This window comes from Salegentibacter agarivorans (genome assembly GCF_900113135.1).
In the GTDB taxonomy this organism is placed as follows: Bacteria; Bacteroidota; Bacteroidia; order Flavobacteriales; family Flavobacteriaceae; genus Salegentibacter; species Salegentibacter agarivorans.
In genome coordinates, this window is sequence record NZ_FOOH01000002.1 from 228831 (window position 1) to 249587 (window position 20757).

A 20757-nucleotide genomic window follows, 5' to 3' on the forward strand; every position below is an offset into this window, starting at 1 on the left:
AATCTCAAGCTTTTTTAAATTGAATTTTTTGATTGAATACTTAAAATATTTTAGAGATCGTGGGCATTGGCAATAAGTTCTGCCACATCCATTACTTCTACACTATCTTCTTTATTTTTTCCTTTTACACCATCGGTCATCATCGTATTGCAAAAGGGACAACCCGCGGCAATAACTTCAGGTTTAACCTCCATAGCTTGTTCGGTACGTTCAATATTCACGTCTTTATTTCCTGGCTCCGGTTCTTTAAACATTTGGCCGCCACCTGCACCGCAACAAAGTCCGTTAGACTTGCATTTGCGCATTTCTACGAGTTCTACTTCAAGTTTTCTTAGTAAGTCTCGAGGCGCTTCGTATTCTCCGTTAGCACGGCCTAAATAACAGGGATCGTGAAAAGTAATTCGTTTTCCTTTAAATTTTCCTCCTTCAACCTTTAACTTTCCTTCAGTAAGAAGGGATTTTAAAAATTGTGTATGGTGCATTACTTCGTAATTTCCACCAAGGGCAGGATATTCGTTTTTTATGGTATTAAAACAGTGCGGACAGGCAGTAACCACTTTTTCTATTTCATAGCCATTAAGAACTTCAATATTTGTAGCAGCCTGCATTTGAAAAAGAAACTCGTTCCCGGCGCGTTTCGCAGGATCTCCCGTACAGCTTTCTTCGGTTCCTAAAACAGCAAAATCAACTCCGGCTTCGTGCAATAATTTTACAAAGGCCTTGGTGATTTTCTTTGCCCTATCATCAAAACTACCGGCGCAACCAACCCAAAATAAAACTTCGGGTTTTTTGCCTTCTGCCATATACTCGGCCATTGTTGGTACTTTTAACGCTTCTGCCATATCTAATTTCTTTTAATTTTATTCCGAAGACTTCTAATAAGTCTGGTATTCAATATATTTTTGAGCTATTAAGAAAATTAATTTTCTTTAGCCCAGTTTAATCTATCTTGCTGGTTGTAAGGCCAGGGTGCGCCATTGTTTTCAATATTGGTCATTGCAATAGCCAGCTCATTTGGAGCAGCACTTTCTTCCATCACTAAATAACGACGCATATCTAAAATTATGGAAAGCGGGTCTATCCCAACCGGGCAGGCTTCTACACAAGCATTACAGGTGGTACAGGCCCAAAGTTCTTCGCGTAAAATAAAGTCGTCCAGTAATTGCTTGCCGTTATCTTCGTATTTCCCTTTTGTATTAATAATCTCCCCTACTTCTTCCAGCCTGTCTCTGGTATCCATCATAATCTTCCTGGGAGAAAGTTTTTTACCGGTTTGATTTGCGGGACATTCTGCCGTACATCTTCCGCATTCGGTACAGGTGTATGAGTTTAATAATTGCACCTGGTTAAGGTCAAAAACATCTGATGCTCCAAACTTATCGGGTTCTGCACCTTCCTCTTCCTCTGCCGGGGCAGCAAAAGGATCGGCATCCGGATCCATCATTAATTTAACTTCATCGGTAACCGCTTGCAGATTGTTCATTTCTCCCTGTGGCTGAAGTTTAGATAAATAAACATTTGGGAAAGCCAGGAGAATGTGTAAGTGCTTGGAGTAATACAGGTAATTTAAGAAGAAAAGAATTCCTAAAATATGTAACCACCAGGCTGCTCTTTCTATTATGATGAGCGTTGCATTGCTCATTCCTTCAAAAATAGGAAGTAAGAATTGGCTAATAGGAAAACTTCCGGTTATGCCTGCTTCACTTGCATAATGAGGAGCTCCATTAAGCTGAAGTTGATAATCTGTAGCATTCATTACTAGGAAAAGCACCATAAGCACCATTTCAAAATAAAGAATGTAATTGGCGTCATTTTTAGGCCAGCCTTTTAATTCACGACTTAAAAACCGATAAATGTTTAAGATATTTCTTCTAATCCAAAATACAATAACTCCAATTAAAACTAATAGCGCTAGAACTTCAAAAGAAGCGATAAGAACATTGTAGAAGCCGCCCATAAAAGAGAGTACCCGGTGAGTTCCGAATAAACCATCTATTATAATTTCAAGAACTTCAATATTTATTATAATAAAGCCTACATAAACAATTACGTGAAGAAAGCCTGAAACTGGTTTTTTCACCATTTTGCTTTGCCCAAGCGCAATCCTGGCCATTTTAGCGAAACGCTCTCCTTTATTATCGCTACGATCTACTTCTTTTCCTAATTTTATATTTCTTAATAACCTACGGATGTTTCGAATAAAAAAACCTATACCTACCACTAAGGCAATTAGAAATAAGACCTGGGAAATAATTTGCATAGTTGGTTATTTAATAGAATCCTTTTCTTTGGGTTCCTGATATGGTTTCGGGTTTTTACCGAAGACAGAGAAATGTACGTATCTTTTAGGATTCAGTTTTACGTCTTGTAGTAATTGTTCCAACTGTTTGGTAGCATTATCCAGATTATTATAAACGGCATCATCATTAATTAACTTCCCTGCAGTACCTTCTTTATTATTTAGTTTGTCTGAAACACTTTCAAAATCGGCTACCACTTTTTCAAGATCAGCAGTGATTTTACCAATATCCATTTTGGTTAAAGTATCTGAAAATGAATTGAAATTGGTAGTCATTTCATCAAGATTAGTAAAAGTATTATCTATTTTTCCTGAATTTCTACCTACAATTCCTTCTAGTGCATTAGCGGTTACTTTAAACGAAGCAACAGTTGCATTAAGATCTTTAAAAGTGTTTTGAATATTATACCTGGTACTATCGTTTAGAATTTTATTAATTGCTGTAACTAAAGAATCTGCGCTAACTATGGTATTTTCAACTTTATCCTGAAGCGGGGTCAACCTATCGTTTACCAACTCCATAATACCTTCTTCAATATCACTGTTTAAGGTATCTCCAGATTTTGCCATTTGATTAATTTCGTAATCTGGAAGAATAGCAAGAGATTTTCCGCCAATTATATTCCCACCATAAATTTGCGCAGTACTATTTTTTGAGAATTCGAAATCATTTTCTACAGTAAAGCTAACTACCAGGGTTCCCTGGGCATCAAGAAAATTAATTTGGGTTACCTGCCCTACTTTAAGACCGTTTATGGTTACTGCCGAGGAAGGTGATAGCCCTTCTACATCGTTATAAACTGCATGAAAAGTTCTGCTGGAATCCAACAGGTTTTTACCCTTTAAGAAACTATAACCAAATATTAATAAGAGGATAGCAATTATTGCTAGGAATGCAGTTTTTACTTCACGTGTAAATTTCAAAAGCTATTTTTTTAGGAATATGGACAAATTTAGAAATAAAAATAGAAAAGAACCGTTAATTCACCTTAGATTTTAACGCCTCATTAACTGTAATCTTGCTGCCTTCCTTAAATGCAACAATATAACTTGAAGGATATCCATTTTGTTTTGCCTCGTTATGAAGCTTATTTATTTTTATATAATCTGAAGTAGCTCCATAATAGTATTTATACATTCCCTCTTCCTTTGCTCGCTCTACATTTTGCAATCCTTTAAAATTGTAGGCTTTGGTTTCTAAACGTTTAGAACCGGCCGCAAGTTGAATTTTAAAGGTAATTCCCTCATAAATTTGGCTTTGAGGTGGGATGTTTGAAGAGGAAGTACTCCCAATACTCTCAAGGTTAGACAGGTTTATGGTGTTAGCATATTTATTTATTGCTTCTACAATAGCCGCAGCCATTTTGTTTTGGCCGCCCGCACTGTTTAAATATGGGCCTTCGTGGTTATTGGTTAAAAATCCAGTTTCAATAAGCACACTTGGCATTACCGCCATTTTTAATACCACGAAACCGGCTTGTTTAACTCCACGATTTTTTCTTTTTAATTCGTGGGTGAAATTTTTCTGAACAAAATCGGCTAAAAGAATACTTTGATTTAAATATTCCTCTTGCATTAGCGCCATTCCTATATAAGATTCAGGGGAATTGGGATTAAAACCACCATAAGTTACTTCGTAATCTTCCTCTAAAAATATTACCGAGTTTTCTTTCTTGGCTACTTCAAAATTTTCTTCGGTTTTATGAAGTCCCAATACAAAGGTTTCGGTACCGTAAGCCTGGGAATTATGAGAATTACAATGTACCGAAACAAAAAGATCAGCATCGGCCTCATTGGCAATTTGTGCTCGTTTATCTAAAGGAATAAATATATCAGAATCGCGGGTATAGATCACTTCTATTCCTTCCTGTTTTTCTAATGCCTTTCCAATTTTTAGAATAATATTAAGCGCAATATCTTTCTCTTTAAAACCATTTCCCATATTTCCGGGATCTTTCCCACCGTGCCCGGCATCTAAAACCACCACAAATCTATCTCTCGGTTTATCATTATTTGCAAATAAGCTTTGCAAGCTTGCAATAAAAATGAAGAAAAATACGAAAAGTTTAAGTAGGTTCGTTCTCATAAAAAGGTAACGCTAAGTTTAGGCTAATTATTTTAATTACTTTTTTCAGGAAATCTCAAATCTAAGCTGAAAAAATATATGTAATTTTGATTTTGCAAAAAGCAAGCCATTCTTTACAAAAATAGCACTTAGAGCATTGCAAACAAACATACCTAATATACTTTTTCGCTGTATTTTTATACTGCTTCCTATCGTTTGTCTAAACGCACAGGAAATAGGGAATAATCAGGAAATAGATATTGAAGCCCGGGAACGAGATTCGCTGGTTACTGTGGGCGATTCCTTACCACTTACCGAAACCATAAGGCTAACCGATAGTATTGTGGGAGATTCGTTGCAAACTCCGCAACGGGGCAACCAATTAATTACTGATGCGGTAAAGTACCAGGCTAAAGATTATATGCGTATTAGCCAGAAAGAGAATCGCATGTATCTCTATAATGAAGCACAAATTATTTATGGAGATATGCAGATAAATGCCGGGCTTATAATAATGGACAATGAAAAAAATGAAGTCTATGCCTACGGAATTCCCGATTCTACCGGTGCATATTCTCAAAAACCGGTTTTTGTACAGGGAAATCAAACCGTAGAGCCAGATTCTATTCGGTTTAATTTTGATACTGAAAGAGCACTGGTTTATAATTCCAGGACACAACAAGCCAATTTTAATGTAAGAGGTGAAGTTACCAAACGTGAAAACGATTCGGTGTATTTTATGCAAAATGTGCGCTTTACCACAGATGACGATTTAGATAATCCCGATTATTATTTCTATGCGAGAAAAATAAAATTTGTTCCAGATAAAAAGATCGTGGCAGGTTTTGTTAATATGTACCTGGCAGATGTACCTACACCGTTGGGGCTTCCCTTTGGATATTTTCCTTTAACCGAAGAAGAAACTTCAGGATTCATTATCCCCAGTTTTGGGGATAGCCGTCGTGGTTATTTTCTGCAAAACGGAGGTTATTATTTTGCGATTAGCGATTATGTAGATTTACTAACTTTAGGCGATTATTATACCAATGGAAGTTATGCTGTACGCCTGGAAAGTAATTATGCCAAGCGTTATAATTACCGCGGTAACGTAAGAATACGGTACGAAAACCTATTTCAAAGTGAACGAGGATTCCCAGATTTTGCTGAGCAATCTGTCTATAATATTCAATGGTCCCATAACCAGGATGCCAAGGCAAATCCTAATTCCAGGTTTAGTGCCTCGGTAAACTTAGGGAGTAGTACTTATTATCAGAATTCTGTAAATCAAATGAATACAGGAAACTTCTTAACAAACACTTTAAGTTCTTCGGTTTCGTATAGTAAAACCTTTCCCGGTGAACCTCAGATTAATTTAAGCCTTGCAGCAAGGCATCAACAAAATACAAGGACGCAAACTATAAATATGAGTTTGCCAACTTTACAGGCGAGTATGACGCGTATTTATCCTTTTGCTCCAAAAACCGGCGCAAAAAAAGGATTGATAGAAAATATAAATTTTCAGTATAACGTAAGGGCCGAGAATCAAATTAGAACAACAGATTCTTTGTTTTTTAAACCCGAAATGTTCCAGGATGCCAATTATGGCGCACAGCATTCTATTCCGGTTACCACAAACTTTAAGCTTTTCAATTATCTAAGTGTTAGTGCTAATGCTAATTACGAAGAAAGTTGGGTTTTCAAAACCTTCGAACAATCTTACGATGAGTTTAATAACGAGGTGGTAATTGATACTATAAACGGGTTTGATTCTTACAGAACCTATAATTTTGGAGCCAGTATTGGTACCACCTTATATGGATTAAAGAATTTTGGAAAGGACAAAAAAATCCAGGCTATTAGGCATGTGATGCGACCCTCGATTAGTTATAATGTAAACCCCGCTTTTGACCAGTATTACGATACATATGAGCGTATTGATCCTGCAAACCCTATTGAAACCAATATGGTAGATTATTCCCGGTTTAATGGGACATTATATGGAGCACCGGGAAACAGGTTTTCAAGTTCGCTGGGGCTTAGTTTAAGCAATACCCTGGAAGCCAAAGTGCGTTCTAAAGACAGTACCGCTACCGAACCCGAGAAGATCACACTACTTAATAATTTTAGTATGAGTACGGCATATAACCTTGCCGGGGAAGATGGCCAACCAAAGCTGTCTCCCATTGCTCTTAGAGGTAGTATTCCCATAGTTCGCGATAAATTGGATATTAATGTTGCCGGTAATATGGATATTTATGCTTTAGATAATAATAACCGAAGAACCGATAAACTAAATATAAATAACGGTGGTAGTTTATTTAGGTTTACCAACGCCAATGTAAGCTTTGGCTATGCTTTCTCCAGTAAAGATTTTGAAGACGAGGGCGAAGACGAAAGTGAAGATGAAATAGATAACGATACTTATCGCGGTGGCGGAAGACGTGATGACCTTTTTGGAAAAGGATCTGATTTAGAAGGAAAGTTCTACGATGAAGAAGAAGACCCATTTGCAGATGAAGATCGTGAAGAAAGAACCGATAACTGGTATAATTATAAAATCCCATGGGATTTACGGCTCTCTTATACCATGACGTACAATAATACGGCTCGTCAAAATGAAATTACCTCCCACTCTATAATGTTTTCGGGAGATGTGGAACTTTCGCCAAAATGGGTAGTTGGAGCTTCCTCGGGTTACGATTTAAAAGAGTTAGGCTTTACTTATACCCAATTAAGATTTCAGCGTGATTTAAATACCTGGCGATTAAGTTTTAACTGGGTGCCTTTTAGTGAGCGTAGATCCTGGTATTTCTTTATCGGGATAAAATCGTCTATCTTAAGTGATATTAAATACGATAAACGAAACGAACCAGACCGAAGTTTATAAAATTTAAAAGTTTAAAAATGATGAAAAAAATAATTAAAACCGACAAAGCTCCGGCTCCAATTGGGCCTTATAACCAGGCAGTTTTAACCGGAAATATGCTTTATATTTCTGGTCAAATAGCGCTTAATCCAGAAACTAACGAACTGGAAACAGGCGAACTTAAAAAAGAAACTACCAGGGTAATGCAAAACTTAAAGGCAATTTTAGCTGAAGCCGGGATGAATTTTGAAAATGTAATAAAAACTTCAATTTTTATAAGCGATATGAATAATTTCGCTAAAATCAACGAGGTTTATGGATCTTATTTTAATGCAGAAACTGCTCCTGCAAGAGAAACGGTAGAAGTTGCAAACCTCCCTAAATTTGTAAATGTAGAGATTAGCGCAATTGCGGTAAAAGATTAATAATTGCTAAAAAGATAAGCTTCACGCTCAAAATAATTGGAATAATAGCCTTCAAACGATTTTTGGTCTTTTCCAAAATGCTCCATTTTATATAAACCGGCAAAAACGAAAATATTAAAATCGTAATGAAAGATTTTATCCATTTTCCGGAAGAAGCCAGAGCCTTTTTTGAATTCTTTCAATGGTTTATTTGCATAAGCGTTTAGTACATTAAAATCGTGATACTGGAACACGTGAATTAATTCGTGGGCAACGGTATTATAATTGAATCCGCCGGCTTCAGGATTTAGTAATATTGCCGTGCTTATGGCTCTGCCAAGGTAATAATCGTTATTATCTTCATAGCCAAAAGTATTATTGCCTGAGAAAACAAATTCTCCAACTCTTAGGCTTAATTCAGCTTCAAATTTATTCTGAACCGCGGTATAAGCAGTAAGAAGAAAAGAAACCGGTTGTATCCTGTATTTAAGATGAAAACGGTCTTTAGTGTGAAATTCAATTCGGTTAAAGCCAATATTCAGGTTCCATTGTTCCCAGAAATTTCTATTAGAAGCGGCATTCTCTATTATTGAAGTTCCTGCAGAGTTCATAAACTTTGCCGGCCAGCCATAAGTAAGGTTTTTTTGGTTAGAAATTCTTCCGGCAATAACTTTACTTTCATAAACCAGGTAGCCGCCGAGTGCACCCTGTGCCATTCCTTTAACCAGTACTTTTCCGAACTTTTCCTGCGGTTCTTTATTAATTACAGCACCAATTCCACTAAAAACCGTCCCTATTCCTATATTAAAAATAGCCGCTTCAGTTTGGTTGCTCTGTGACCGTGCCTGGGAGGTTGAGATCAATAAAACAATAATTAAAAATAGAAGAAAGCGGGGTGAAAATTTCAATTAAATAAATTAGATTTTAGAAAGCCTGCATTAATAAACGGGCACTGGCGGGATTTGTAGCCAGGGGAATATCGTGTACATCGCACAAACGCATTAACATAAAAATATCGGGTTCATGTGGGTGCTTGTCCAGCGGGTCTCTAAAGAAGATTACCATATCTACTTTACCTTCGGCAATACGGGAGGCTATTTGCGCATCTCCACCTAAGGGGCCTGATAGTAGTTTTTCAACCTCAAAACCGGCAGATTCTGTTTTTGCGCCCGTAGTTCCCGTAGCAATTAAGGTAATATTTTTAGCCTGAAGGGCTTCTCTATGGTTATTTAAAAACTGAACCATCTCAGCCTTTTTCCCGTTGTGGGCAATGATTGCAACTGTTTTCATAAATTAGACAGATAAAATATCAGAAATGCGAAGTAATTCCTTATTAATTGTAGGTTTTGATTTTAATGCATTTACCAGTTCTATAGATTTTATTTCATTATTCATCATTCCAACCATAATATCCTGCTGACCGTCCAGGGCAAGTTCTACTGCTTTCACGCATAATCTACTGGCCAAAACACGATCAAAACAAGTTGGACTTCCACCTCGTTGAATATGCCCTAAAACGGTAACTTTTGCATCGTAATAAGGTAAATTGTCTTTTACGTAAGCTGCCAGCTCAAATACATTTTTACCAATTTTGTCACCTTCAGAAACAATAACTATACTTGATGTTTTTCCAGATCTACGGCTGCGCTCCAGGGAGTTTAGCAAACGATCTAAACCAAGATCTTCTTCTGGAATTAAAATTTCTTCTGCTCCTGCTCCAATTCCACTGTTTAGCGCAATAAATCCCGCGTCTCTACCCATTACTTCTACAAAGAATAATCTATTATGGGAACTGGCAGTATCGCGAATTTTATCTACAGCATCTATAACTGTATTTAAAGCCGTATCGTAACCTATGGTATAATGGGTTCCAAAAATATCGTTATCTATAGTTCCCGGCACGCCAATTACAGGGATATTATGTTCTTCACTAAAAACTTTTCCACCTCTAAAGGTCCCGTCACCACCAATAAGAATCATTGCATCTATATTAGCTTTTTTAAGATTGGCCGCGGCTTTCACCCTACCTTCTTCAGTAAGAAATTCTTTAGACCGGGCCGATTTTAGGATAGTTCCGCCTAAATTGATAATATTTCTAACGCTACGTGCATTAAGCTCTATATAATCGTTTTCTATCATTCCCTGGAAGCCTCTCATAAACCCGAGACATTCAACACGATAATAAGAACTTGCCCTTGCCACAGCTCTTATTGCAGCGTTCATTCCGGGGGAATCTCCGCCGGAGGTCATTACTCCTATTCGTTTAATTCTTTTTGTCATACTTTAAAATTCTTGCCTAAAATTACAAACTCAGAAGCTACCTGAAAAGAAAAAAGAATAAGTTTTACCCAATATTCGAGATTTGAATATTCTTAATTGATTTGCTTAATATTCCTGATTTTTAATTTTCATCTGGAAAACGAATATAATCAGGAGACTGGGGACGCGTTGCAGGCTCTTCTTGCTCGGTTTCGCTATTTAAAGATTGAATTTCGGTATTTGCAATTTTTCTAATCAATTCTTTGAAGGTGTCAAAATCTACCGAATAAGACAACCCAATTCCCTGTGTGAAGCCTATTTCTTCCCCTATAAACTGAATATTATTTTCCCGATTAAAAACCTTTGCTCTTAAGCTTCCGTCTTCGTTTAAAAGAAAATCTATCTCCAGATCGCCTACAATAATAGATTCGGTAACCCCTCCAATGGGCACACCTACCTGGCCATTAATAATTACCCGGTCGTTAATTTGGGTAGAAAGTGTTAATCCAAACCGGTCTACGGTTTGTTGGTCTGGCGTGCGATCTCCCTGTACATAATTAACGCCAACCTGAAATTTACCATCATCTCCCGCAAAAATATCGTTCACTATACTCGAAGCCCTTTCAGCCAAAGTTCCTGTAATTGCATTTTGCCTTAATCCGAATTCACTATAGAAAGCTCCCTGGGTTACCAGGAATAACGCTTGTAGCTCTTTACTGGAACGGTCGTCCATTCTATATTCTAACTCAGATCTAACCACAGAGCTGGCGTTTGGAAAAGCAATATCAAAAGTAATATCGGGTTGTTCTATTTCTCCCTGCAAATTTATAACTACTTCCACCGGAATTTTTCTGTTAATTGAAGGATTTTCAAGTAAAACTGCTGGGTTTGCGTTTAAGGAATAAATTGCACTCACATCAAGTTGAGCATCGGTAGGATCTCCATTCCAATTGATACTTCCGCCAGATTCTACATTAAAAACTTTTTGAACCAGCCCCGCATACTTAAAATTATAAACTCCTTCATATACTACGAAATCACCCCACATATTAAATTTTCCGTTAGTATTTATCTCCAAAAGTAAGTTTCCTGAACCACGGCCTTTCAATGTACTTCCACTGGTTTGGTCTACTACTACTTCTACTTCAGCATCATTGGTAACATCAAGATCAAATATAAGTTCCAGGCCAGTGACTTCAGGCAGCTCAATAGATTCACCGGCTTCACGGGCAGCTTTTTCTTCTGGACTTAAAAAATGAATGTACGAGTTATCTCCTACTGATTCTGTATCACTTAACGGAATTTTAAAAACCGTTCCGCGCTCGGTTGTGGCGGTAACATCTATAACCAATTGATCTGTAGGGCCGGCTATACTTGCGTCTCCACTTATAAAAGCTGTTCCGTAATACAGGGCGTCCTCATCACCTTCGGTATCTAAAACCAAAAGCCTGTCTGTATCAATATTTAGATCTAAATCCCATTCCTTGAAATTTTTATGCCCAATACTTCCATTAAGGGTTCCGGTGGTTTTGTATTTAGTATCTTCAATTTCAACATCATCAAATACAAACTCCTGCTGGGTTAAATTAACTATTGCTTCATCTTTAAAATCCAGATCTATATTAAGATATGGAACCCGTAAACCTGCATTTTCAAGACTTATTTCTCCTGAAAAATCGGGATTTTTGTAATTTCCCGAAACCTGGGCATTTCCTGAGGCACCACCCCTAATATTACTAAGTACTTCACCTCCCAAAGAACTAAATGCAGCAAGATTTAATTCGTCTAAATCTACATCCATTTCTATGGTGGGTTCACTCCCACTCACATTTATACTTCCTATGGCATTTAAAGATTCATTGCCATTTTTACGTAAATTGGCATTTATATTATAATTGGTGAGATTTTCATTTCCTTCTACATCCAGTACCAAATTACCCAGTAAATTGTCGTTAATATTTAAAGAATCTACCTTAAGATTTGTATTGGGATAATAAGCCCCGTTTTCCTGAAGTAAATCGAATTTTCCATTTAGCGTTCCGGCAAGGTCCAGGCTATCTATATGGGGAGTGATTTTGCCAATATCTACATTATCAAATTCCATTTTAAAATCTTTATACGTAGAATCTCTCATAACGCCGCTAAGCCTTATTTCTTCATTTTTATGATTCATCACCAAAGAATCTATCGCAAAATCTTTAAAATCTAGGTCAAAAACTATTTTATTGCTTTTATTGCTTTCCTCATTTATATACCACGTATTATTTTTAAAAGTAAGATCTGACCGCTGTATCCCAACAACCGATTTATTTTCTTCGTTAATAGTATGAAAAAGGTTAAGGTTAAAAAAATCTTCATTGTTTTTGCCACCCTGAAATTCAGATCTTATAAAAAGCGTATCGCGCTGAGTTACGTTAATAAAGCTGAATTCAGAAAAATTATAAAAATTTGTAGAAACGCTATCGGCTTCAAAATAGGTATTATAAATAGGGTTGGTATTATCTACGTTTAGATTTACGGTCTCCATCATATTCCCGAAAATATCTATTCTGGGAGAACGGAAATTCACTTTAAATTCAGATTCATCTGAAGCTAAGTGACCACGAATAAATGTATTTGGTGCAAGATTAATTTCGGGGTAAAAAACTTCTATAATCTTATTATAAATATCAAAATCGAATTCAAGGTATTGATTATTGGTAATGGTTCTGGGTTGATAATTGGTATAAATACTTCCCAGCGAATTCTCAATTAAAGGTCTTATTTCTGAAAGATTGAAATCTCCAATAATTTCACCGCTTATCACATCGGGAGAGTTTATACTTAAAGTTCTTTCCCTGCCTTCAAAACTGGAAGTTATGCTGAAATCATCAAAAAAGTAAAGATCATTTTGATTTTGGTAGGAAGTGTTAAGCAGCAAAATTTCACCAAAAGCATCGTCTATACTGGTGCCTTTCATATTCATAATCACGTCTCCTTTAAAAATAGAAAGGGTATCGCGAGACACAAAATTTAGGGCATTAAGATCGGCATAACCAACAGAAGCTTCAAAATCGTAGTTATTTATATCTTCAGAAAGGTCGGCCAAACCATTAAATTCCATTTTTAAATTAGGATCGCTGGCCATTAATAAACCATTAAAAACCGGATTTCTAAGATTCCCAATAACCCGTATGCCCTGGTAGGTATACCCGTTAAATTGCAATTTAGAAATTTGTCCTTTTAATTCGGCATCCAGCGATTCAGCATCAAATCCGCTACCATCTATATCCAGGTTAAAGCTGGTTTTTCCCAGGCTTGAATTATTAGCGAGTTTACCAATGTTTACATCTTCAAAAATTAGTTTACCCTGGTAGGTTACTTCTCTCGGGTTATCAAAACCACGTAAAATTAGATCTGCTTCAGCCGAGCCTAATTGCGTATTTATAATTACATCTGCATCTAAATTTGAACCGGTAACAATAGCATCACCACGCATTCTTAAATTACCAAAATCCCGAAGATTTTCGGGAAGTTTTCCCTGAAGATCACCCGGCAATAAATTCACCAGGTCGTAATAATTAGTAGTAAAATCACTAAAATCTCCTGTTAATTTAAAATTTTCACCTCCGCGAGAAAATGCTCCTTCAACATTAACTTCTCCCTCAATCCTGCTACGATCCATCCCGGTTAATTGCAAATTGGGAAGAACAAAATCGTTTAACGTTCCATCAATATCGGTAGTTAATTGCATTATTTGGTCATCTCCAAAACTTGAATAAAAAGCCTGAAGATCGGTACTGGAAATAATACTTTCAGTAAAAGTTCCTGTTACTTCAACTTTATTAACAAAATCAGAGAAATACTCGGTTTCATAATTAAATTCCAGGTTTGCTTTTACAAAAGACTGGGGAGTTTGAATCCTGAGATTATCAAAAACCATTTTTTGCGGACTATAGAAAAAATTCGTGCTTAGGTTATCTACCCTTAAGCCACGCTTTTCGTAACCCTTAAGTCCTTCAATATCAACATTAATTTCTGGCCCCTTAATTTTTAAATCTGTGGCATAAATATTTAAATCGTCCAGAACTACGAATTCCGGGTTTTCACTATCTTCATTTATAAAACTGTAAGAACCGTTATTAATCTCTACCCTATCTACCAGAAGTTCAAATTGTGTAGAATTGCCAGAGGGTTTAGTGCTTAATTGCTGAATAAAATAAGCAAGATTATCCCTGTCTTCGCCTTTATATTTTTTCATATTTAGTTCTAAACCTTCTAAATAGGTTTTTCCTAAATGTGGGTTATTGCTAAAGAGGTTTGAAATTCCTAATAGTGAAGTACGTAATTCTTTAGAAAAAATTAAGGTATCTTTATGATGATCTTCAATGTAAACTCCATTAATTTTCACCCGGCCAAAATACGTGAGACTAACACGGTCTACAGAAATATTTACCTGGTTATTTTCGTTAATTGAAGTAGTAATGCGGTTTGCAATACCGGTTTGGACGGCAGGAATGGAGAATACGATCAAAATTATGACAAAAAGTAAAACCAGCGCAACCACTGTTCTAGTTAATATTTTCCAGAATTTTTTGATACGCTTTTATATTTTAACTTTGTACACAATATTAACAATTTCTATGCCCCTTATTTCTTAATGGTTTCACAAAATATTTACATATTAGGGATCGAATCTTCCTGCGACGATACTGCTGCAGCTGTACTGCATAACGGTAAAATACTATCTAACATTGTAGCAACCCAGGAAGTTCATAAACAATACGGCGGTGTAGTACCAGAACTCGCTTCCAGGGCTCACCAACAAAACATAGTTCCTGTAATTCACCAGGCATTGGCCAGCGCAAATATCGGTAAAAAAGATGTATCTGCAATTGCTTTTACACGTGGTCCCGGCCTTATGGGTTCTTTGCTTGTGGGCACTTCTTTTGCCAAGTCTTTATCGCTTGGTTTAGGAATTCCACTTATTGAAGTGAATCATATGCAAGCGCATATTTTAGCGCACTTTATTGAAGAAAATGGTTTTAAAAAACCAGAGTTTCCTTTTTTGGCTTTAACCATAAGCGGTGGCCACACCCAAATCGTAAAAGTTTCTAGTTATTTTGAAATGGAAGTAATTGGTGAAACTACCGATGATGCCGTGGGGGAAGCTTTTGACAAAAGCGCTAAAATTCTAGGTCTACCCTATCCCGGCGGGCCTTTAATAGATAAATATTCTAAAGAAGGGAATCATAAAGCTTTTCCGTTTCCCAATCCTAAAGTATCTGATTTGAATTTTAGCTTTAGCGGATTTAAAACTTCAGTGCTCTATTTTGTGCAGAAACAAACCAAAGAAAATCCTGATTTTGTTGCTGAAAATTTGAAAGATATCTGCGCTTCCATTCAGTTTTCAATAGTTAGAATTTTAATGGATAAACTGAAGAAAGCAGTAAAACAAACCGGAATTAATCAAATTGCCATAGCCGGTGGGGTTTCAGCAAACAGCGGGATTAGAAATGCGCTTATGGATGCTGAAAAAAAATACGGCTGGAACTGTTTTATTCCAAAATTTGAATATACTACAGATAATGCAGCGATGATTGCTATCGCGGGCCATTACAAATATTTGGAAAAAGATTTTTCAGACTATTCTATTACTGCCCAGGCACGTTATAACTTTTAATCAATGCAACTTTTTTACACGCCAAATATTGAAAAAACCGATAAACAAATTGTCTTTCCAAAAGATGAAAGTCGGCATATTGCGAAGGTTTTGCGAAAAAGTGCTGGTGATACTTTAAAAGTAACCAACGGAAAAGGATTTTTATTTACGGCAGAAATAATTGAAGCTAACCCTAAGCAGTGTTTAGCTAAGGTTATTAAGGTTGAAGAAGAAGCTTCTAAACCTTATCGTTTGCATCTTGTAGTAGCGCCTACCAAAATGAATGACAGGTACGAGTGGTTCCTGGAAAAAGCTACCGAAATTGGGATTGATGAGATCACCCCTATAATTTGTGATCACAGCGAAAGAAAAACCATAAAATTGAATCGTTACGAAAGGGTTTTGCAAAGTGCGATGAAGCAATCTTTACATTATAATTTACCTATTCTTAATGAAGCGATTAGTTTTTCAGGATTTATAACAACTGAAACCGAAGGGCAAAAATTTATTGCTCATTGTGAAGATGGAATGGAACGTTTTTTATTAAAAAATCAAGCTAAACCACAAGAAAATATAACTATTTTAATTGGTCCCGAAGGTGATTTTTCTCCTGAAGAAATAAAATTAGCACTTAAAAATAACTGGAAACCTGTGAGTTTGGGTGAAAGCCGCTTAAGAACAGAAACTGCAGCCGTAGTTGCCTGCCATACCTTAGCACTTATAAACCAGGATTAAGCCTATAGAATTAACCTAAATTTTTTCAAAATATTTTGAAATTTATTCCGGGTTAGTAAACTCCCTTTTTTATTGATATTTTTACCCAAATGTTGAATTTAAAAAAATATTTATTCTTAATTATTTTTCTTGGTTGCTGCCAGTTCTTAGCAGCTCAGGAGATAGCGCTATTAAAATATAATGGCGGTGGCGATTGGTATGCAAATCCTACTTCCTTACCCAATCTTATAAATTTTGCCAACAATAATATCGGTACACATTTAAACGCCAAACCGGTTACGGTTACCCCAGAGAATTCAGATATTTTTCAATATCCTTTTGTGCATATGACGGGCCATGGAAATATAGTTTTCAATGATAAAGAAGCCGAAAATCTTAGAAATTATTTATTAAGCGGTGGTTTCCTCCATATAGACGATAATTACGGAATGCAGCAATATTTAGAAAAAGAGCTAAAGAAAATTTTTCCCGAAGAAACACTTGAAGAATTGCCGGCCAATCATCCTATTTTTAATTCAGCATTTAATTTTCCGCGTGGCTTGCCTAAAATTCACGAACATGATAATAAACCGCCACAGGCTTTAGGGATTTTTGATAAAAACAGGCTTGTTCTCTTATTTACTGTAGAAAGTGATTTAGGTGATGGCTGGGAAAGCCCCGAAGTTCACAAGGATCCCGAAGAAGTAAGATTAAAAGCACTGCAAATGGGAGCAAATATTTTAAAATACGTATTTGAGAATTAATGGAACAACTCACCCATTTTGACGAAAAATTCAATAAAGAAAAATCTCCGGTTATTCTTCTATTAGACAATATTACCGGGGAAGCGAATATTGGTAGCATCTTTAGAACCGCCGATGCTTTTAATGTAGAAAAGATTGTATTCTCGGGCACTGAACCTAATCTTGATAGCAGAAGACTGCAAAAAACGGCCAGAAATACTCATAAAACCGTAGTGTATGAATTTACGCAGGATGCACAGGGTTTTATAAGAGATTTAAAAGACAATAGTAACGTTTATGCGCTTGAAATTACTTCAGCCAGTATTCCTGTTGAAGATTTTAAATATTCTGAAGAAAAAAAGAACGTTATTCTAATCCTGGGAAATGAAGTTTCAGGAATAAATAAAGAATTATTAGAAATTTCAGATAAACATTTGCATATCAATATGTTTGGGCAAAATAGTAGTATGAATGTTGCCCAGGCCGCAGGAATTGCATTATATGAAATATCAAAAACAATATTCGCTTTCACTAAGAAATAATATATTTACCTCGTGAACTCAAAATCGATTACTTTAGGGATATTAAGAGCGGCAGGAATAATGATTGGCATTGTTCTTTTGCTGTATTTTTTATGGGAAATCCAATCGGTATTGGTTTATATCGCTATTGCAGCAGTAATTTCGCTTATTGGCCGGCCTGTAGTTATCTTTTTTAGACAAAGATTAAAGATTCCAAACCAACTTTCGGTAATTCTTGTGCTCATTCTTGTCCTTTCCATATTTGCGGGAATTATTTTCGTCTTTGTCCCCATCGTGGTAGAGCAAAGTCAGTATTTAAGCCGAATAGATATGGAAGCTTTTAGGAGCGATCTAAATGAACTTAACGATCAAATAAATAATTATCTGGGAGTTCAGGAGATTAATTTAATTGAAGGCTTAAAACAAAGTGAATTTATTAGAAACTTTGATATAAGTGCGGTTCCCAGGCTTTTAAACAATGTTTTTAGCATTTTGGGAGCTACTATTATTGCTATTTTTTCTATACTATTTATTTCCTTTTTTCTGCTTAAAGACAGTAAGTTAATGCTGAATAGTATCCTGGTTTTTGCAAACCGTGGTGACGAAAAGAAATTTCAGCGTGTTTTTAATAAGATTAAAATTTTACTATCGCGCTATTTTGTTGGGCTTACCTTACAAATAACCGTACTATTTGTTCTTTACGCGGTTTTATTAAGTGTTTTCGAAATTAATAATCCTATAGCCATTGCTTTTATTTGTGCATTTTTAAACCTGGTACCTTATCTAGGTCCTCTTTTTGCCGGGATTTTAATGGCATTATTTGTTATTTCCAGTAATCTTGGTGCCGATTTTCAACTAATTATACTCCCAAAATTAGGGTATATAATGTTGGGCTATGCTATTTGTCAGCTTATAGATAATATGATCTCCCAACCTATGATTTTTGGTGCCAGCGTAAGATCACATCCATTAGAAATTTTTCTAATAATCTTAATTGCAGGTATTATTTTTGGAATTACCGGGATGGTGGTCGCAGTTCCCTTCTATACGGCGCTTAAAGTAATTGCAAAAGAATCTTTAAGTGAATATAAGATCGTAAAACGACTTACCCGAGACCTTTAAATCCTTAATTTTGAATAAAGCGATTTTAAATGAAGAGGTTCAGGAATTTCTTAGAAATAACCTGAAAACCACTGCTGCTGAGTTAGCGCTACGCGGAAGCTCTTTTAGCGGAATTTCTTCTTCAGAATTAGCGCAGCAATTAACAGGATTACAAAAGGCTGAAAAAAAGTTGCCAACCTGGTTTAAAAACTCCCAGATTTATTATCCACAAAAATTAAATTTAGAGCAAACTTCTTCTGAAACTACCGCAAAATACAAGGCTTCACTTGTAAAAGGTAAAACTTTAATAGATCTAACCGGCGGACTGGGAATAGATGATTTTTATTTTGCTCAGAATTTTAAAGAAGTAATTCATTGCGAATTAAATGCTGAATTATCTGAAATCGCAGCACATAATTTAAAACAATTAGGGTGGGAAAATATTTCCTTTAAAAATGAAGATAGTATTGAATATTTAAAAAATACAGATCAAAATTTCGATTGTATTTATGTAGATCCCGCGCGGCGTGATAATGCAGGTGGTAAAGTCTTTAGACTGGCCGATTGTTTACCAAATGTTCCTGCAAATCGTGACTTGCTTTTCAAGAAAACCGATATAATTCTTATAAAAACCTCTCCACTACTCGATTTACAATCCGGAATTTCAGAATTACAGTTTGTTACTGAAATACATATAATAGCGGTAAATAATGAAGTTAAAGAATTACTCTGGTTTTTGAAGAAAGGCGATAATCAGGAAATGAAAATCACAACGCTAAACTTTACGAAAAAAGGTGTAGAAAAATTTGAAGGTATTTTAGACAAACTCACTGGCGAAGTAGCATATTCTTTACCTAAAAATTTTCTATATGAGCCTAATGCCGCCATTATGAAAAGCGGACTTTTCAAGGAAATTGCTTTACAAACGCAAACTTCAAAACTTCATACCAATTCTCATTTGTATACTTCAGAAAAAGAAATTAATTTCCCGGGAAGAAAATTCAAAATACTTGAAATTGAAAAATATAAACCCGGTTTATTAAAGAAGAAGTTTAAAAACCTTAAAGCTAATATTACCACCAGAAATTTTCCTGAAAGCGTTGTTATTTTGAGAAAAAAATTAAAAATAAAAGACGGCGGAAAAACCTATTTATTCTTTACCACCAATATCAATAATCAAAAAATAGTGCTGGTTTGCGAAAAGGTTTAGGCGCGATTCTGTAACCTGTCTTTTACAAATTCAACCTTGGTTTTCCCGTGCGGGGTTGGCTTGCCCTCTTCATCTAAAGTTACCATAATCACTTTATCTATAGTAATAATAGTATGGCGTGTCATTTTATTTCTAACCTCGCATTTTAAGGTTAGCGAGGTATTACCGAATTTAAGCACTTCAATCCCTATTTCAACAATATCTCCCTGTCTCGCAGAATGCTGAAAATTTATCTCACTCATATATTTAGTGACACACTTTGAATTTTCCAGCTGAATAATACTGTACAAAGCACATTCTTCGTCTATCCAGGCCAGTAAATTCCCGCCAAACAAAGTACCATTGGGGTTTAGGTCTTCTGGTTTAATCCATTTTCTGGTATGAAATCTCATATTTTTGTTTTAAAAATAACCATAAAATACAGGCTGATAAAAACTTTTAAAATTTTTACCGGCTCCTTAAAATCAAATGGATTATTTCAGATTTTAATAATTAAGAGCATAAGAATTTTTAAATTCTATAAATAATTTTTTGCAGCATCAATTATTTGGGCGTGATCAAAAGCTAATTCCGGTAAATCATTAACATTTACCCATGAGGCTTCACCTGCATCGTCCCCAGCCTTAAGTTCCTCTTCACAGAATATTCGGCTTACAAAGGCTATAGAAATAGTTCTTCCTCTTGGATCCCGACCCGGAGCTCCAAAGGCTCTCACCTGTTCCATTGTTTTTACCGCAACTCCTGTTTCTTCTTCGAGTTCTCTTTTGGCGGCTGTTTCTAAATCTTCGGCCTCATTAATATAGCCACCAGGCAATGCCCACTGGCCTCCGTAAGGATCATTTTTTCTTTTTATAAGTAAAACCTTGAATTCATTATTTGCATTACAAAAAACTACACTATCTACGGTTACTGCTACTTCTTGCTGTTTCATTAT

Annotated in this window: 18 protein-coding genes; 8 read left to right on the top strand and 10 right to left on the bottom strand. The window is 35.9% G+C overall.

The features are described 5' to 3' along the window. Positions 1–50: 50 nt before the first annotated feature. From BM084_RS03080 to BM084_RS03095, 4 genes are all read right to left on the bottom strand, one after another. Positions 51–842, bottom strand: coding sequence for a (Fe-S)-binding protein (locus BM084_RS03080; protein WP_075326877.1), 792 nt, complete (start codon positions 840–842; stop codon positions 51–53). A 77-nt stretch (positions 843–919) separates the two neighbouring features. Beyond that, positions 920–2260, bottom strand: a complete 1341-nt coding sequence (locus tag BM084_RS03085) for a 4Fe-4S dicluster domain-containing protein (RefSeq protein ID WP_075326878.1) — start codon at positions 2258–2260, stop codon at positions 920–922. A 6-nt stretch (positions 2261–2266) separates the two neighbouring features. Continuing rightward, positions 2267–3223, bottom strand: coding sequence for an MlaD family protein (locus BM084_RS03090; protein WP_075326879.1), 957 nt, complete (start codon positions 3221–3223; stop codon positions 2267–2269). A gap of 55 nt (positions 3224–3278) precedes the next feature. Continuing rightward, positions 3279–4385: an N-acetylmuramoyl-L-alanine amidase family protein gene (locus BM084_RS03095; RefSeq protein WP_075326880.1), complete on the bottom strand. Its 1107-nt coding sequence runs from the start codon at positions 4383–4385 to the stop codon at positions 3279–3281. A gap of 136 nt (positions 4386–4521) precedes the next feature. Here BM084_RS03095 and BM084_RS03100 point away from each other — a divergent pair, with 136 nt between their 5' ends. Together BM084_RS03100 and BM084_RS03105 are read left to right on the top strand one after the other, a co-directional pair. Continuing rightward, positions 4522–7251 (top strand): putative LPS assembly protein LptD, encoded by a 2730-nt coding sequence (locus BM084_RS03100; protein WP_075326881.1) that lies wholly within the window; start codon positions 4522–4524, stop codon positions 7249–7251. A gap of 20 nt (positions 7252–7271) precedes the next feature. Next, positions 7272–7655: a RidA family protein gene (locus tag BM084_RS03105; RefSeq protein WP_075326882.1), complete on the top strand. Its 384-nt coding sequence runs from the start codon at positions 7272–7274 to the stop codon at positions 7653–7655. On the opposite strand, the gene BM084_RS03110 is transcribed toward BM084_RS03105, so the two are convergent. From BM084_RS03110 to BM084_RS03125, 4 genes are all read right to left on the bottom strand, one after another. After that, a complete protein-coding gene (locus BM084_RS03110) occupies positions 7652–8542 on the bottom strand; it encodes a hypothetical protein (protein WP_075326883.1) in 891 nt (296 codons plus the stop codon). The two genes, BM084_RS03105 and BM084_RS03110, sit on opposite strands and share 4 nt — an antisense overlap. Before the next feature lie 16 nt (positions 8543–8558). Next, complete coding sequence (locus BM084_RS03115; protein WP_075326884.1) at positions 8559–8924, bottom strand: methylglyoxal synthase; 366 nt, start codon at positions 8922–8924, stop codon at positions 8559–8561. A 3-nt stretch (positions 8925–8927) separates the two neighbouring features. Then, a complete protein-coding gene (gene pfkA / locus BM084_RS03120) occupies positions 8928–9914 on the bottom strand; it encodes a 6-phosphofructokinase (RefSeq protein WP_075326885.1) in 987 nt (328 codons plus the stop codon). A gap of 121 nt (positions 9915–10035) precedes the next feature. Beyond that, the gene (locus tag BM084_RS03125) at positions 10036–14406 is read right to left on the bottom strand and encodes a translocation/assembly module TamB domain-containing protein (protein WP_245764325.1); all 4371 of its coding nucleotides are present in this window, start codon (positions 14404–14406) and stop codon (positions 10036–10038) included. Positions 14407–14532: 126 nt separating this feature from the next. On the opposite strand from BM084_RS03125, the gene tsaD reads away from it, so the two are divergent. The 6 genes from tsaD (at position 14533) to BM084_RS03155 (ending at position 19823) form a co-directional block, all read left to right on the top strand. Beyond that, a complete protein-coding gene (gene tsaD / locus BM084_RS03130; protein WP_093302711.1) occupies positions 14533–15555 on the top strand; it encodes a tRNA (adenosine(37)-N6)-threonylcarbamoyltransferase complex transferase subunit TsaD in 1023 nt (340 codons plus the stop codon). Between the two features lie 3 nt (positions 15556–15558). Then, positions 15559–16269: a 16S rRNA (uracil(1498)-N(3))-methyltransferase gene (locus BM084_RS03135; protein ID WP_075326888.1), complete on the top strand. Its 711-nt coding sequence runs from the start codon at positions 15559–15561 to the stop codon at positions 16267–16269. A gap of 89 nt (positions 16270–16358) precedes the next feature. Next, entirely contained in the window at positions 16359–17012 is a 654-nt protein-coding gene (locus tag BM084_RS03140; protein ID WP_075326889.1) for a DUF4159 domain-containing protein, read from the top strand. Beyond that, positions 17012–17533, top strand: coding sequence for a TrmH family RNA methyltransferase (locus tag BM084_RS03145; protein ID WP_093302713.1), 522 nt, complete (start codon positions 17012–17014; stop codon positions 17531–17533). The genes BM084_RS03140 and BM084_RS03145 overlap by 1 nt, the downstream gene beginning before the upstream one ends. Positions 17534–17593: 60 nt before the next feature. Further along, positions 17594–18634: an AI-2E family transporter gene (locus BM084_RS03150; protein ID WP_243870488.1), complete on the top strand. Its 1041-nt coding sequence runs from the start codon at positions 17594–17596 to the stop codon at positions 18632–18634. Between the two features lie 10 nt (positions 18635–18644). Next, positions 18645–19823, top strand: coding sequence for a THUMP-like domain-containing protein (locus BM084_RS03155; protein ID WP_075326892.1), 1179 nt, complete (start codon positions 18645–18647; stop codon positions 19821–19823). Here the strand turns inward: BM084_RS03155 and BM084_RS03160 are convergent. Further along, positions 19820–20215 carry an acyl-CoA thioesterase gene (locus BM084_RS03160; RefSeq protein ID WP_075326893.1) on the bottom strand — a complete coding sequence of 132 codons (396 nt, stop codon included), beginning with the start codon at positions 20213–20215 and terminating at the stop codon, positions 19820–19822. The genes BM084_RS03155 and BM084_RS03160 overlap by 4 nt on opposite strands. Positions 20216–20340: 125 nt before the next feature. Further along, the gene (locus BM084_RS03165; RefSeq protein ID WP_075326894.1) at positions 20341–20754 is read right to left on the bottom strand and encodes an NUDIX domain-containing protein; all 414 of its coding nucleotides are present in this window, start codon (positions 20752–20754) and stop codon (positions 20341–20343) included. Positions 20755–20757 lie beyond the last annotated feature (3 nt).